Origin of the sequence: Sphingomonas faeni (assembly GCF_003053745.1) — a bacterium.
GTDB classification, from domain to species: Bacteria; Pseudomonadota; Alphaproteobacteria; order Sphingomonadales; family Sphingomonadaceae; genus Sphingomonas; species Sphingomonas faeni.
The window spans coordinates 286,169-301,300 of record NZ_QAYE01000001.1 but is presented as its reverse complement, the minus strand read 5'-3'; the positions used below and the strand labels follow the sequence as shown (position 1 = coordinate 301,300).

Genomic DNA, 15,132 nt, shown 5'->3' with positions numbered 1-15,132 from the left:
CAAAGCATTGATCGGCAACATTCTTTTCCTGCACGGGAAGGAAGTCCGCGTGACATCGGCTCGCGGGAGGCTAGGATCGCCGCGACCGTAACGATTTCGGAAACCGCGTGACCTCAGATCCTGCCGTACAGCCGCCCGTTCAAGCACCCGTCATCCAGGATCTGGCCGACTCGATCCTAGACACGCTGGTCCACCGCATCGGCAAGGATGCGCAGGCCGCCCGCCCCCATGACTGGCTCGCCGCGACGATCCTGACCGTCCGTAACGACATCGTCGAACGCTGGATGGCGTCCACCAAGGCGGCGCACGCGGCCGGCGCCAAGCGCGTCTATTATCTCAGCCTCGAATTTCTGATCGGCCGCCTGCTGCGCGACGCGGTGACCAACCTTCAGCGCAACGACGAGGTCACGCAGGCGCTGAAGCTCCACGGCGTCGACCTCGCCGAACTCGAAGAGATCGAACCCGACGCGGCGCTCGGCAATGGCGGCCTCGGCCGGCTCGCCGCCTGCTTCATGGAGAGCATGGCAAGCCTCGCGCTGCCCGCCTACGGCTACGGCATCCGCTACGTGAACGGCATGTTCCGCCAGCGGATCGACGATGGCTGGCAGGTCGAGATGCCGGAGAACTGGCTCGCGCACGGCAACCCCTGGGAATTCGAACGCCGCGAGAGCGCCTATTTCGTCGGCTTCGGCGGCGAAGTGACGGTAACCGAAGGGGGTCAGGTTCACTGGAGCCCGTCCGAAGCGGTCGAGGCCACTGCCGTCGATACCCCCGTGGTCGGCTGGCGCGGCAAACACGTCAACACGCTCCGCCTCTGGACCGCCAGCGCGTTCGATCCGATCAAGCTCGACCGCTTCAACGCTGGCGATTTCTCGGGTGCGCTTGCCGATCAGACGCGCGCCGAGACACTCACCCGCGTCCTCTACCCCAACGACTCCACCGCTGCCGGCCAGGAACTCCGCCTGCGCCAGGAGTATTTCTTCTCGTCCGCGTCGATCCAGGACATCGTCCGCCGCCACATTCAGTATTTCGGCGACATCCGCACGCTACCCGACAAGGCCGCCATCCAGCTCAACGACACCCACCCCGCGGTATCGGTTGCCGAGCTCATGCGCCTGCTGATCGACCACCACGAATTCGCGTTCGACGAGGCGTGGAAGATCACGCGCGCCACCTTCGGCTATACCAACCACACCCTGCTGCCCGAGGCGCTGGAGAGCTGGCCGCTGCCGCTGTTCGAGCGGCTGCTCCCGCGGCACATGCAGATCGTCTACGCGATCAACGCCAAGCTGCTGCGTGAGGCGCGTGGCACGGACGGCATCGACGACCGCGCGATCGCCGCGATCAGCCTGATCGACGAGGGTGGCGAACGGCGCGTGCGGATGGCGAACCTCGCCTTTGCCGGCTCGCATAGCGTCAACGGCGTCGCCGCGCTGCATACGCAGCTGATGAAGAAGACGGTCTTCGCTGATCTCCACAAACTCTACCCGACGCGGATCAACAACAAGACCAACGGCATAACGCCGCGTCGCTGGCTCCAGCAGTGCAACCCCGGCCTCACCACGCTGATCCGCGATGCGATCGGCGACGGCTTCCTCGACGATGCGGAAAAGCTCGTCGATCTGGATGTTTTCGCCGACGATTCCGGTTTCAGGGAGCGCTTTTCGAACGTGAAGCGTTCGAACAAGGTGGCACTGGCTAATCACATCAAGGAGACGATGGGGCTCCGCATCGACCCCGACGCGATGTTCGACGTCCAGATCAAGCGCATCCACGAGTATAAGCGCCAGTTGCTCAACATCATCGAGACCGTCGCGCTCTACGACCAGATCCGCAGCCATCCGGAGCGAGACTGGACGCCTCGCGTGAAGCTGTTCGCGGGCAAGGCGGCGTCTAGCTATCACAACGCCAAACTCGTCATCAAACTGGCGAATGACGTCGCGCGCCGGATCAACGCCGATCCGTCGGTCGGTGGCCTGCTCAAGGTCGCGTTCCTGCCCAATTACAACGTGTCGCTGGCGGAGAAGATCATCCCCGCCGCCGATCTGAGCGAACAGATCTCGACCGCCGGACTCGAGGCGTCGGGCACCGGCAACATGAAGTTCGCGATGAACGGCGCGCTGACGATCGGCACGCTCGACGGCGCGAATATCGAGATCAAGGACCGCGTCGGCGACGACAACATCTTCATCTTCGGCATGACCGCGGACGAGGTCGAGGCGAAGCGCGCCAACGGCTACGATCCGCGCAGCGTCATCGACGGCTCGAACGAACTCCGCCAGGCGGTCTCCGCGATCGCGTCCGGCGTGTTCTCGCCTGACGACAAGACGCGCTATGCCGGGCTGATGGGCGGGCTGTACGAGGGCGACTGGTTCATGCTCGCCGCCGATTTCGATAGCTATGCCACCGCCCAGCGCGCGGTCGACACGCGCTGGAACGACCGCGACGCATGGGTCGCCTCGACCGTCCGCAACGTCGCGCGGGTCGGCTGGTTCTCGTCCGACCGCACGATCCGCGAATATGCGCGCGAGATCTGGACGGTGATGTGAAGCCACCCGAAGGCGCCATCGTTGCCCTGCTGGAAGGGCGTCACGACGATCCGTTCTCGCTGCTCGGCGTCCACAGCGGCCCGACCGGCGTGTTCGCGCGTGTCTGGCTGCCCGGTGCGGACACGGCGGAGGCGCACGCGCTCGACGGCACCGCGCTCGGCACCCTCCCCCGCATCGACGATCGCGGCCTGTTCGAGGGTCCGATCGACGGCACGCAACAGCCAGTGAAATACCATGCGGAGGCGGGCGACACCTCGTGGTGGGTCACCGACCCGTACAGCTTCGGTCCCGTACTCGGCCCGATCGACGATTTGCTGATGGCGGAGGGCACGCACCGCCGCCTCCACGACAAGATGGGCGCCCACCTGATCGAGCACGAAGGCGCGCACGGCGTCCACTTCGCGCTCTGGGCCCCCAACGCGCAGCGCGTGTCGGTGGTCGGCGACTTCAACGACTGGGACGGCCGCCGCCACGCGATGCGCAAGCGCGGCGACGTCGGCGTGTGGGAGATCTTCATCCCCGACATCGCCGAATACCGCGCCTACAAGTTCGAGATCGTCGGCCCCGACGGCCAGTTGCAGCCGCTCAAGGCCGACCCGTTCGCGTTCGCGGCCGAACTCCGCCCCGCCAACGCCTCGATCACGCGCAAGCTCGCGCACGACTGGGCCGACACCGATCACCGCAAACACTGGTCGTCGGTCGATCCACGCCGCGTGCCGATCAGCATCTACGAGGTTCACGCCGGCTCCTGGGACCGCGACGCCGACGGCTGGTTCCTGACCTGGGACGCGCTCGCCGACCGCTTGATCCCCTACGTGGTCGAGATGGGCTTCACGCACATCGAATTCCTGCCGATCAGCGAACACCCGTACGACCCGAGCTGGGGCTACCAGACCACCGGTCTCTACGCGCCCTCCGCGCGCTTCGGCGACGTCGATGGCTTCGCGCGGTTCGTCGATGGCGCGCATCTCGCCGGGATCGGCGTGCTGCTCGACTGGGTCCCCGCGCATTTCCCGACCGACGCGTTCGGGCTGGCGAAGTTCGACGGCACCGCGCTCTACGAACACGAGGATCCGCGGCTCGGCTTCCACCCCGACTGGAACACCGCGATCTACAATTTCGGGCGGCGCGAAGTGACGTCGTTCCTCGTCAACAACGCGCTGTTCTGGGCCAAACGCTATCATATCGACGGCCTGCGCGTGGATGCGGTCGCGTCGATGCTGTACCGCGATTACTCGCGCAAAAGCGGTGAATGGATCCCCAACGAGGACGGCGGCCGCGAGAACTGGGAGGCGGTCGCTTTCTTGCGCGACATGAACCGCGAGATCTACGGCCAGCACCCCGGCGTCTTCACGATCGCCGAGGAATCGACCTCCTGGCCGGGCGTCTCGGCGCCGGTGAGCGACGACGGCAAGAGCGGCGGCTTGGGGTTCGGGTTCAAGTGGAACATGGGCTTCATGCACGACACGCTCCAGTACATGGCGCGCGATCCGCTGCACCGGAAGCACCATCACGGCGAGATCAATTTCGGCCTCGTCTACGCGTTCAGCGAGAATTTCGTCCTGCCGCTCAGCCATGACGAGGTCGTCCACGGCAAGGGTTCGCTGCTCACCAAGATGCCCGGCGACGACTGGCAGCAATTCGCAAACTTGCGCGCGTATTACGCGTTCATGTGGGGCTATCCGGGCAAGAAGCTGCTCTTCATGGGGCAGGAGTTCGCGCAGCGCCGCGAATGGTCGGAAGCCCGCGCGCTCGACTGGGACCTGCGCAACAGCCGCAGCCATGAGGGCATCCGCAATCTCGTCCGCGACCTCAACACCGTCTACCGCGAGAAGCCGGCGCTGCACGCGCGCGACTGCGAGGCGGAGGGCTTCGAGTGGCTGGTCGCCGACGACGCCGCCAATTCGGTGTTCGCGTGGTTGCGCAAGGCCCCCGGCGCGAAGCCGATCGCGATCGTCGCCAACATGACGCCGATCGCCCGCGCACCCTACCGCGTACCGCTGCCGCTCGACGGCCGCTGGTGCGAGATCATCAACAGCGACGCGCACGACTATTGGGGCAGCGGGCTCGGCAATCTCGGTGGCGTCGTCGCGAAGGACGGCGCGGCCTGGGTCACGCTGCCGCCGCTGGCGACGATCATGCTCGAATACGAAGGCTGATCGAGTTCGAAGACCGATCCGGCGCAACGACGGAACAACCGGCGGGTGACGGCGCGTTATACTGCTGAATATTAGGGAGAGACGGACATGGTGGAACGGCGGGGACAGCCATTGGCGCGCGACGCGATGGCGTATGTGCTGGCCGGCGGCCGCGGCAGTCGCCTGATGGAGCTGACCGATACGCGCGCGAAACCCGCGGTGTATTTCGGCGGCAAGGCGCGCATCATCGATTTCGCGCTGTCCAACGCGATCAACTCGGGCATCCGCCGGATCGGCGTCGCGACGCAGTACAAGGCGCATTCGCTGATCCGCCATCTCCAGAGCGGCTGGAACTTCCTGCGCTCGGAACGCAACGAGAGCTTCGACATCCTGCCCGCCTCGCAGCGGATCAGCGAGTTCCAATGGTACGAAGGCACCGCCGACGCGGTCTACCAGAACATCGATATCATCGAGAGCCACGCGCCCGAATACATGGTCATCCTGGCCGGCGACCACATCTACAAGATGGATTACGAGCTGATCCTGCAACAGCATTGCGAGACCGGCGCGGACGTCACCATCGCCTGCCTCGAAGTGCCGCGAATGGAAGCGGTCGGCTTCGGCGTAATGGCCGTCGATGAGCACGACAACGTCACCGCGTTCGTCGAGAAGCCCGCCGATCCGCCCGCGATCCCCGGCAACCCGGACATCGCGCTGGCATCGATGGGGATCTACGTCTTCACGACCAAGCTGCTGTTCGAGGAGCTTCGTCGCGACTCCGCAACCCCCGGATCGTCGCGCGATTTCGGCAAGGACATCATCCCGTACCTCGTGAAAAACGGCAAGGCGGTCGCGCATCGCTTCTCGGACAGCTGCGTCCGCTCGGGGCTCGAGGTCGAGGCCTATTGGCGCGATGTCGGCACGGTCGACGCCTATTGGGAGGCGAATATCGACCTCACCGACGTGGTGCCCAAGCTCGACCTCTACGACCGCAGCTGGCCGCTCTGGACCTATTCCGAGGTCACGCCACCCGCAAAGTTCGTTCACGCCGACGACGGCCGCCGCGGCGAGGCGGTGTCGTCGCTGGTCTCCGGTGACTGCATCATCTCCGGCTCCTCGATCCATCGCAGCCTGATCTTCACAGGCACGCGCGCGCACAGCTACTCGATGCTGGATCAAGCGGTGATCCTCCCGCACTGCGTGATCGGCCGCGGCGCGCGCCTGTCGAAGGTAGTGGTCGATCGCGGCGTCGAAATCCCCGACGGCCTGATCGTAGGCGAGGACGCGGAATCCGACGCCCAACGCTTCCGCCGCACCGACAACGGCGTAGTGCTGGTAACCAAATCCATGATCGACCGGCTGGCGACGTGATGACCAACGCAAATCCTCCCCGGCACGGGGAGGGGGACCGTTCGCCATCGGCGAAGGGTGGAGGGGGCTCACCGCAATCGTACCGTCTGCGACCGCGAGAGTACCGGCCGTCAACGCAAGCGTACCGCCTGCGATCGAGGGCGAACCGTCTGCGGAAGCCCCCCTCCACCATGCGATGCATGGTCCCCCTCCCCGTGCCGGGGAGGATTTGATGCGCGTCCTCTCCGTCGCCTCGGAAGTTTATCCCCTCATAAAAACCGGCGGTCTCGCAGACGTTGTCGGCGCGCTCCCGGCCGCGCTCGCGCCGCATGACGTCGCCCTCACCACCTTCCTCCCCGGCTACCCCGCGCTCGCCGCCGTCACCAAGCGCGCGAAAGTCGTCCACGGCTACACCGACCTGCTCGGCACCGAAGCCCGCATCCTCAAAACGAAGATCGGCGACCACCCGCTGCTGGTCCTCGACGCCCCCGCGTTGTTCGCCCGAGGCGGCGGCCCCTACGGCGACGCGACCGGCGCGGACTGGTCCGACAACTGGCGCCGCTTCGCCGCGTTCAGCCGCGCCGCCGCCGACCTCACCTCGGGCGCGGTCCCCGGCTACGACTTCGACGTCCTCCACGCGCACGACTGGCAGGCGGCGATGGCCCCCGCCTATCTCCGCTACGCACCCGGCCCCGGCGTCCCCGCCAAGACGGTCGTCACGATCCACAACATCGCGTTCCAGGGCCGCTACGGCCACGACATCTTTGCCGACCTCGCACTCCCCGACGAAGCCTTCGCGCTCGACGGCGTCGAATATTACGGCGGCGTCGGCTTCCTTAAGGCCGGTCTCGAAGCCGCCGACGCGATCACCACCGTCAGCCCGACCTACGCCGCCGAAATCCGCCGCGGCGAATTCGGCATGGGCCTCGAAGGCCTCATCAACGACCGCGCCGGCCGCGTCACCGGGATCGTCAACGGCATCGACCCCGCCGTCTGGAACCCGGAGACCGATGCGTCCCTCCCCGCCCACTACACCGCGCGCACGCTCGCCCGGCGCCGCACCAACAAGCGCGCGATCGAAACCCTGTTCGGCCTCGACGCCGGCGACGGCCCGATCTTCACCGTCATCAGCCGCCTTACCTGGCAGAAGGGCATGGACGTCCTCGCTGGCGCCCTCGACGAACTCGTTGTGCTTGGCGGCCGCCTCGCGCTGCTCGGCTCGGGCGATACCGAACTCGAACTCGCGTTCCTCGCCGCCGCCGAGCGTCACCCGGGCCGGATCGGCGTCCGCATCGGCTATGACGAACCCGTCTCGCACCTGCTGCAAGGTGGTGCCGACGCGATCCTGATCCCGTCGCGGTTCGAGCCCTGCGGCCTGACGCAACTCTACGGCCTCGCTTACGGCTGCATCCCCGTCGTCGCGCGCACCGGCGGCCTCGCCGACACCGTGATCGACGCCAACGAAGCCGCGATCGCGGCGGGTGTCGCCACCGGCGTCCAGCATGACGGCGTCACGCCCGAAGCGCTCAGCCACGCGCTACGCCGGACGATGGCCCTCTATGCACGCCCCGATCGCTGGTCCATGTTGCAGCGCAACGCAATGCGCGCGGACTTCTCGTGGGACGAGAGCGGCCGCCGCTACGCAGACCTTTACGCAAGCCTGACGGGGACCGCATGATCCGCACCGTATCGACAAAGCCGTATACCGATCAGAAGCCCGGCACCTCGGGGCTGCGCAAGAAGGTAAAGGTATTCCAGCAGTCGAACTACACCGAGAACTTCGTCCAGAGCGTGTTCGACGTCGTCGCGGACAAGGTCGGCGCGACGCTCGTGATCGGCGGCGATGGCCGCTTCCTCAACCGCGAAGTGATCCAGGTCGCGATCCGCATGGCGGCAGCGAACGGCTTCGGCCGCGTGATCGTCGGCCGCGGCGGGATTCTCTCGACCCCGGCGGCCAGCCACATGATCCGCAAGCGTGGCGCGATCGGCGGCCTCGTCCTCTCGGCAAGCCACAACCCCGGCGGTCCCGACGAGGATTTCGGGATCAAGTACAACATCGCCAATGGCGGCCCCGCCCCTGAGTCCGTGACCGACGCGATCAACGCGCGCACGCTCGAGATCGACCGCTGGCTGACCGTAGACGCCGACGACATCGACCTCGATACCGACGGCGAAGTCACGGTCGGCGATATGCCCGTCGAGGTCGTCGACCCGGTCGAGGATTATGCCGCGCTCATGGAGACGCTGTTCGACTTCGACGCGATCCGCAGCGCCAAGCTGACGATGGCGTTCGACGCGATGAGCGCGGTCACGGGGCCCTACGCGACCGAGATCCTCGAACGCCGCCTCGGCTTCGCGCCCGGCACCGTACGCAATGGCGAGCCCCTTCCCGATTTTGGTGGCCATCACCCCGACCCCAACCTCGTCCACGCGCACGCCTTGTACGAGACGATGATGGCCCCCGATGCACCCGATTTCGGCGCAGCGTCGGACGGCGACGGCGACCGCAACCTGATCATCGGCAAGCACCGCTTCGTCACCCCCTCGGACAGCCTCGCGATGCTGGCCGCCAACGCGCACCTCGCGCCCGGCTACGCAGGCGGCCTCAAGGGCATCGCCCGCTCGATGCCGACAAGCGCCGCCGCCGACCGCGTGGCGCAAGCGCTCGGCATCCCCGCCTACGAGACGCCGACCGGCTGGAAATTCTTCGGCAATCTGCTCGACGCCGGCATGGCGACGATCTGTGGTGAGGAAAGCGCCGGCACCGGCTCCGACCATGTCCGCGAGAAGGACGGCCTGTGGGCAGTCCTCCTGTGGCTCAACATTCTCGCCGTCCGCGGCGATAGCGTCGACACGATCGCCCGCGATCACTGGGCGAAGTTCGGCCGCAACTATTACGCCCGCCACGATTACGAAGGCGTCGAGACCCCGCGCGCCGACGCGTTGATGACCGCCCTGCGCGCTAGCCTCGCCGCCCTCCCCGGCCAGCAATTCGGCGACCTCACCGTCGAGACCGCGGACGAGTTCGCCTATACCGATCCGACCGACGGCTCGATCAGCCGCAACCAGGGCGTCCGCATCCTGTTCGAAGGCGGCAGCCGCGTCGTGTTCCGCCTGTCAGGAACCGGCACTACCGGCGCGACCTTGCGCGTGTACCTTGAACGCTACGAACCCGTCGGCGGTGATCTCGACCGCGACACCGGCGAGATGCTCGCCAGCATCGTCGCCGCGGCGGAGTCGATCGCGGGGATCGCCCAGCATACCGGCCGCACCGCCCCCGACGTCGTCACCTGATCCGCGACGGCCGCTAGCATGACGACCAGACGCCGCCGCAGCGCGCTCTACATGCCCGCCTCGAACGCCCGCGCCATCGACAAGGCGCGGACGCTCGATTGCGACGTCGTCATCCTCGACCTGGAAGACGCCGTAGCTCCTGACGAAAAGGCCGCAGCACGGGACCGCGTCATCGAGGCGGTCCGCGAAGGCGGGTTCGACGAGCGCGAACTGGTAGTCAGGGTCAACGGCCTAGATACCCCCTGGTATGCCGACGACATCGCGGCGATCCGCGCGGTAGGTTTAGCAGCGGTGCTTGTCCCCAAGGTCTCATCGGTCGCCGACTTGCTCACGGTCCGCGCATCGCTAGGCGAAGACGGCCCACCAATCTGGGCAATGATCGAGACCTGCGCCGCCATCCTCGCCCTCCCCGCCCTCTCCGCAGCAGCAGCCGAAACGCGCCTCACCGCGCTGGTCGTCGGCACCAACGACCTCGCCAAGGAGATGCGCTGCCGGCTCGGCACCGATCGCATGCCGCTGATCCCTGCGCTCACCGCAACGATCATGGCCGCCCGCGCCGCCGGCATCGTCGCACTCGACGGCGTCTGCAACGCGCTGGACGACCCGCCCCGCTTCGCCGCCGAGTGCGCGCAAGGAGCAACGCTCGGGTTCGACGGCAAGACGCTGATCCACCCGTCGCAGATCGATGCTGCCAACGCCGGCTTCGGGCCGAGCGAGGAGGAATTGGCATGGGCCCGCAACGTCGTGGCGGCGTTCGCGAAACCGGAGAATGCCGATAAGGGTGCTATCCGCCTCGATGGCCAGATGGTGGAACGTTTGCACCTTGCCAAGGCTGAAGCCACGCTCGGACGCTGAAGCGCTAACAAGCAGGTACCCAAACACCGTCCGTCACCCTGACGAAAGTCAGGATCCAGAGCCATGAAGCGCACCACAAGTAACTCTGGATCCTGACTTTCGTCAGGATGACAGAAGCGTCGGTAACGAACTCCGGCCTTACCCAGCCTTCTTCCGCCGGGTCTCCCAACCCTTCTTCGCAGCCGCAGACTTCGCCGCCGCGCTACGCCCAGCCGCCTGCTTCCCGCCCTCGTGCGAAGACGCATGCGTATCGGGCTTGCCGCGGCCCGAGCCGGACAGATTACCCCCGCCCGAATCCTTGTTCACCGCAGCCCAAGCCCGTGCCTCGGCTTCCTTCTCGGGAACGCCGCGCTCTTCATAGCCGTCCGCGATATGCGCGGCCTTGCGCTTCTGCTTGTCCCTGTACGCGCTCTTGTCGCCCTGTGGCATCGTCGCTCTCCTCGTCAGAGAGCGTCAACGCTCAGGTCGACGCCGCGTTTCAGAACGAAGGGGCGTTCAGCGACCGATCCAGTCCGCCACCTGCGTCGCGACCTGGTTCGCCGCTTGGTTGATCCCCGCCGCTGCCGAAGGCGCGTCGATCGCCGATACCGGTACGCGTGCCTCGAAGCGATGCTTCTCGACCGTCGTCTTGCCGACGCGGGTGAGCGACGCATCGAACGTCACGACCGCCTCGCGGGTCGTCGCATCGAGACCGAACGACCGCAGCTCGCCACCGAGCAACCCGCCGGGATCGCCGACCGACTGCGCCGTCGACAGCACCACCAGCCCGGTGCGCGCCGCGACGGTATCCGACACCAGCCGCGAGAACAGCCGCGCCGGGGGCTCGGCCCACTGCGCGTCGGTCACGTATGCGATCGAGGTCGGCGTCGCCTGCACCGGCACGCGCGCGGTGGCCAGCGACTGCGGCACGACCGGGACCTGGATCGTGATCGACTTCGCGGTCGCCGAATCCTGGTTCTGGCCGACCGGCACCGTCGACGCACTCGTCAGCGTCAGCAGCGTGGGGGGTGGTTTAGCGCCGAAGCTGATGCACCCGGCGAGTGGCAGCATCGCGATCAGGATGAGCGGTGTCTTCATGGCGTGCCTCACTTACCCTTGTAATCCGGGAGCTTCTGCTGCCCGATCAGCGAACTCGCACCCTGCTGGTCAACCTTCTCGGCGACCGACGACAGCGCCGCAGCGGTCGTGCGGAGGTCGCGGACCAGACGGTTGGCCTCCGGGATCGTCGTCTTGGAGAAGGCCTGCAAGCCTGGCCGTGCATCGCCGATCGCGGCGTTCAACGTCTCCGCGCTCTGCTGTGCGGAGGTGATCGCCTTGTTCAGGTTCGCCATCGCCGGCTTCACGTCCTCGGACAGCACGCCGTTGGTGGTCTTGGCGAGCACACCGAACTGCTGCGCGGCGTCACCCGCCTGCTGGATCGCGACCCGCGTCTGCGCGAGCGTCGCGGCGATCTCGGGCCCGCGATCGGCGAGCGCATCGGTCAGGCGGTTGGTGTTCTCGAGGATACCCGCGATCGACGCCTGGTTCCGATCGGTCAGCAAGCCGGTCAGGCGCTCGGTCAGCGTCGACAGACGCTCGAGCAACTGTGGTGCCGAGTTCAGGATCGCGCCCAAGCCACCGAGCTTGGTCGGGATCACCGGCACGCCGTACGGGCATTCGGTCGGCGTCTTCGTGTCGGGGCAGCCGATCGCCGGCGCACCCTTGCGCGCGCCATCGAGCGAAATCTGGCTGACGCCCGTGAAGCCGACGCCCGAGATCGACGCGGTCGTGCCCTGCAGCACCGGCGTCTCGTCGTTGACGCTGATCCGGACGCGGACGAACTGCGGATCGTTCTTCCACAGCGAGATCGTCTTCACCTGCCCCGACGGTACGCCCGAGAACACCACGGCAGAGCCGCGTGCGAGTCCGTCGACCGACTGGCGGAAGAAGATGTCGTATTCCTTCTCTTCCTTGCCGCCGATCCGCGCGATCCACACGGTGAACAGCGCCAGCAGGGCCAGCAGGATCAGCACGACGGCGCCGACTAGGACGTGGTTCGAACGGGTTTCCATCAGCGCGTCCTTGCTTCTGTCTCGGCGTATGTCGCGTCGGCGTCGTCCGGCGCGGACTGCTTGGACTGGACTTCGGTAGGATGTCGGGCTGCTTCTTCGTCGGCGCGCTCATGCGCCTCCTGAGTCGCGACCGCGGCACGGCCGCGTGGCCCCTTGAAATATTCCTCGATCCACGGATGATCGAGCGCGATCAGCTCGTCGATCGTCCCGACCGCGATGACCTTCTTGTCGGCCAGCACCGCAACCCGGTCGCAGATCGCATACAGCGTATCGAGATCGTGCGTGATCAGGAACACCGTCAGCCCCAGCGTCTTCTGCAACGACTGCGTCAGCCCGTCGAACGCCGCCGCACCGATCGGATCGAGCCCCGCGGTCGGCTCGTCGAGGAACAGCAATTCGGGATCGAGCGCGAGCGCACGGGCAAGACCGGCGCGCTTCTTCATGCCACCCGACAGCTCGGCGGGAAACTTGTTCGCGGCATCGGCGGGCAGGCCCGTCATCACCACCTTGTACGATGCGATCTCCGCGAGCAGCGCCGGCGACAGGTCCGGATAGAATTCGCGCAACGGCACTTCGACGTTCTCGGCCACCGTCAGCGTCGAGAACAGCGCACCGCCCTGGAACAGCACGCCCCAGCGCTTGCGGATCTCGGTCGCCTCGGTTTCCTCGCGGCCGATATTGGGCTCGCCGAACACCGTGATCTCACCCGCGACTGGCGTCTGCAGCCCGATGATCGAGCGCATCAGCACCGACTTGCCGGTACCCGACCCGCCGACCACGCCGAGGATCTCGCCGCGCCGCACGTCGAGGTCCAGCCCCTCGTGCACCACCGAATCGCCGAACGCGTTCTTCAGCCCCTTCACGGAGATGATGAAATCGTCTGTCGTGTTGTCCGTCTTGCGGGGCATCAGTCCCAACCCAACCAGGTGAAGAACACCGCGAAGAACGCGTCGAGCACGATCACCAGGAAGATCCCCTGGACGACCGCCGACGTGGTGCGCAGCCCGACCTGCTCGGCGTCCGACTCGACCTGCATCCCCTGGAAACAGCCCGCGATCGCGATGATCGCGCCGAACACCGGCGCCTTGATCAGCGAAATATACAGATCGGTGATCGGCACGACTTCGCGGATGCGCGCGATGAACGTCACCGGCGGTATCCCGAGCTGGACCCAGCACAACAGCCCGCCGCCGATGATCGCGATGATCGACGCATAGAAACCGAGCAGCGGCATCATCACGATCGCCGCGAGCACGCGGGGCAGCACCAGTGCCTCCATCGGCGACACGCCGATCGTCCGCATCGCGTCGATCTCTTCGGTGAGCTTCATCGTGCCCAACTGCGCCGCGAACGCCGAACCCGAGCGGCCGGCGACCATGATCGCGGTCATCAGCAGGCCGAGTTCGCGGATCGTCAGGCGGCCGACGAGGTTGATCGTGAACACCTCCGCGCCGAACTGCCGCAGCTGGACCGCGCCCTGTTGCGCGATGACCATGCCGATCAGAAAGCTCATCAGTCCGACGATGCCGAGCGCGGCGACGCCGACGACCTCGAAACGCTGGACCACGGCGTTGAACCGGAAGCGACGCGGGTGGCGGATGACGCTGCCGAACGCGATCGTCGTCGCGCCGAGGAACCCGAGCAGGCCGAGCATCGTCTTGCCCGACAGCACCACCGCGTCGCCGATCTCGCCGACCACGCGGGACAGCGCGCCGACCTTCGCAGGCCTAGCGGCGATCGGCTGGTCGGAGGCGACGACCTGGTCGAACAGCGCCTGGTCGTTCTCGTCGAGCCCATCGATCGTCGCATCGTTGCGCGCCGCGAACCGGTGAACGACCCACGCGCCGATCGTGTCGATCCGGTCGACCCCGCTCAGGTCGACATGCTTCACCGAAGCCGCATCGATCGCCTCGAGCCGATCGGGCAGATTGCCGATCTTTGCGAGCGACAGATCGCCGGTAAAGCGAAGCGTGCCGGTATCGGCACCGTCCTGCTGGAAATCGGCCATCGCGCTCATCGGGGGCACCTTTGCGGCAAAGTGACTGGATCGGCAAGATGAATGCGGCGTAAGCGACGACGATGATCGAAATGCCTTCCGCCTCCCCGTCCGTCCGTCTCGCGATCTACGACATGGACAAGACGATCACGCACGCGCCGACCTGGACGCCGTTCCTGCTCCACACCGCGAAGAAAGGCGGCGCACCGTGGCGGCTGGCGCTCGTCCCGTTCGCCGGAGTCGCCGCGCTCGGCTATGTCGGCAAGCTGATCAGCCGCGGCCGGCTCAAATACCTGATGCAGCGCATGATGCTCGGCAAGCGCATGACGCCGGCCGAAGAACGCCGGGCTGCCGAAGCCTTCGCCGACCGCGTGATGCGCGACGGCGTCTTCACCAGCGCCCGCGCGCAGATCGAGGCCGACCGCGCCGCCGGCTACCGGCTGGTCATGGCGACCGCATCGTACCGGTTCTACGTCGAGGCGATCGCCAAGCGACTGGACTTCGACGCGGTGATCGGCACCGAGAGCCTGCGCGACCGCGACGGCGTCCTGCTCGCCGGCATCGAAGGCGAGAATTGCTATGGCCCGGCCAAACTACGGATGATCCAGGCCTGGATGGACCGCGAAGGCATCGCCCGAGACGGCGCGCACGTCCGTTTCTATTCCGACCACGTCTCCGACGCCCCGACCTTCGAATGGGCCGACGAACCCTTCGCGGTGAATGCGCATGGGCCGTTGCGGTTGTTGGCGAAGGCCAAGGGCTGGCCAATGCCAGATTGGGAGCGGTAGCTCCCCTGGCGAGACCAGTGACAACGGCCAAAGCTTACTTGACTAACTAGCGCCTACACACGGCCGTTCAGGCCGGCAATCCGACCTCCGATAATGGCCATTCGTTAAGCG

12 protein-coding genes are annotated in these 15,132 nt (G+C 66.6%); 7 read left to right on the top strand and 5 right to left on the bottom strand.

Annotation, left to right across the window (positions count from 1 at the left end; translation table 11 throughout):
* Positions 1-152 precede the first annotated feature (152 nt).
* The 6 genes from C8J25_RS01400 (at position 153) to C8J25_RS01370 (ending at position 10,186) form a co-directional block, all read left to right on the top strand.
* A complete protein-coding gene (locus C8J25_RS01400) occupies positions 153-2,549 on the top strand; it encodes a glycogen/starch/alpha-glucan phosphorylase (protein WP_208622500.1) in 2,397 nt (798 codons plus the stop codon).
* Positions 2,546-4,708: a 1,4-alpha-glucan branching protein GlgB gene (gene glgB, locus C8J25_RS01395; protein WP_107951949.1), complete on the top strand. Its 2,163-nt coding sequence runs from the start codon at positions 2,546-2,548 to the stop codon at positions 4,706-4,708. The genes C8J25_RS01400 and glgB overlap by 4 nt, the downstream gene beginning before the upstream one ends.
* 90 nt (positions 4,709-4,798) lie before the next feature.
* Entirely contained in the window at positions 4,799-6,058 is a 1,260-nt protein-coding gene (glgC, locus tag C8J25_RS01390; protein WP_425275447.1) for a glucose-1-phosphate adenylyltransferase, read from the top strand.
* 211 nt (positions 6,059-6,269) lie between these two features.
* Positions 6,270-7,715, top strand: a complete 1,446-nt coding sequence (gene glgA, locus C8J25_RS01380; protein WP_107951946.1) for a glycogen synthase GlgA — start codon at positions 6,270-6,272, stop codon at positions 7,713-7,715.
* Positions 7,712-9,331: an alpha-D-glucose phosphate-specific phosphoglucomutase gene (locus C8J25_RS01375; RefSeq protein ID WP_107951945.1), complete on the top strand. Its 1,620-nt coding sequence runs from the start codon at positions 7,712-7,714 to the stop codon at positions 9,329-9,331. Before glgA ends, C8J25_RS01375 begins: the two co-directional genes overlap by 4 nt.
* Before the next feature lie 18 nt (positions 9,332-9,349).
* Positions 9,350-10,186, top strand: coding sequence for an HpcH/HpaI aldolase/citrate lyase family protein (locus C8J25_RS01370; protein WP_107951944.1), 837 nt, complete (start codon positions 9,350-9,352; stop codon positions 10,184-10,186).
* Positions 10,187-10,324: 138 nt separating this feature from the next.
* Here C8J25_RS01370 and C8J25_RS01365 read toward each other — a convergent pair whose 3' ends face one another.
* The 5 genes from C8J25_RS01365 to C8J25_RS01345 form a co-directional block, all read right to left on the bottom strand.
* Positions 10,325-10,615 (bottom strand): plasmid stabilization protein, encoded by a 291-nt coding sequence (locus C8J25_RS01365; protein WP_107951943.1) that lies wholly within the window; start codon positions 10,613-10,615, stop codon positions 10,325-10,327.
* Between the two features lie 66 nt (positions 10,616-10,681).
* The gene (locus C8J25_RS01360) at positions 10,682-11,263 is read right to left on the bottom strand and encodes an ABC-type transport auxiliary lipoprotein family protein (RefSeq protein WP_107951942.1); all 582 of its coding nucleotides are present in this window, start codon (positions 11,261-11,263) and stop codon (positions 10,682-10,684) included.
* Between the two features lie 8 nt (positions 11,264-11,271).
* The gene (locus tag C8J25_RS01355; protein ID WP_056484780.1) at positions 11,272-12,237 is read right to left on the bottom strand and encodes an MlaD family protein; all 966 of its coding nucleotides are present in this window, start codon (positions 12,235-12,237) and stop codon (positions 11,272-11,274) included.
* Complete coding sequence (locus C8J25_RS01350) at positions 12,237-13,145, bottom strand: ABC transporter ATP-binding protein (protein WP_107951941.1); 909 nt, start codon at positions 13,143-13,145, stop codon at positions 12,237-12,239. Before C8J25_RS01350 ends, C8J25_RS01355 begins: the two co-directional genes overlap by 1 nt.
* Complete coding sequence (locus C8J25_RS01345) at positions 13,145-14,254, bottom strand: ABC transporter permease (protein ID WP_056061063.1); 1,110 nt, start codon at positions 14,252-14,254, stop codon at positions 13,145-13,147. Before C8J25_RS01345 ends, C8J25_RS01350 begins: the two co-directional genes overlap by 1 nt.
* A 62-nt stretch (positions 14,255-14,316) precedes the next feature.
* Between C8J25_RS01345 and C8J25_RS01340 the strand changes: the two genes are divergently transcribed.
* Positions 14,317-15,021, top strand: a complete 705-nt coding sequence (locus tag C8J25_RS01340; protein ID WP_244186648.1) for an HAD family hydrolase — start codon at positions 14,317-14,319, stop codon at positions 15,019-15,021.
* Positions 15,022-15,132: the final 111 nt, after the last annotated feature.

Coding starts and splice junctions, on each gene's coding strand:
- C8J25_RS01375 (WP_107951945.1), top strand. CDS start 7,712: ATGATCCGCACCGTATCGACAAAGCCGTATACCGATCAGAAGCCCGGC.
- C8J25_RS01370 (WP_107951944.1), top strand. CDS start 9,350: ATGACGACCAGACGCCGCCGCAGCGCGCTCTACATGCCCGCCTCGAAC.
- C8J25_RS01350 (WP_107951941.1), bottom strand. CDS start 13,145: ATGCCCCGCAAGACGGACAACACGACAGACGATTTCATCATCTCCGTG.
- C8J25_RS01355 (WP_056484780.1), bottom strand. CDS start 12,237: ATGGAAACCCGTTCGAACCACGTCCTAGTCGGCGCCGTCGTGCTGATC.
- C8J25_RS01365 (WP_107951943.1), bottom strand. CDS start 10,615: ATGCCACAGGGCGACAAGAGCGCGTACAGGGACAAGCAGAAGCGCAAG.
- C8J25_RS01360 (WP_107951942.1), bottom strand. CDS start 11,263: ATGAAGACACCGCTCATCCTGATCGCGATGCTGCCACTCGCCGGGTGC.
- C8J25_RS01340 (WP_244186648.1), top strand. CDS start 14,317: ATGATCGAAATGCCTTCCGCCTCCCCGTCCGTCCGTCTCGCGATCTAC.
- C8J25_RS01345 (WP_056061063.1), bottom strand. CDS start 14,254: ATGAGCGCGATGGCCGATTTCCAGCAGGACGGTGCCGATACCGGCACG.
- glgA (WP_107951946.1), top strand. CDS start 6,270: ATGCGCGTCCTCTCCGTCGCCTCGGAAGTTTATCCCCTCATAAAAACC.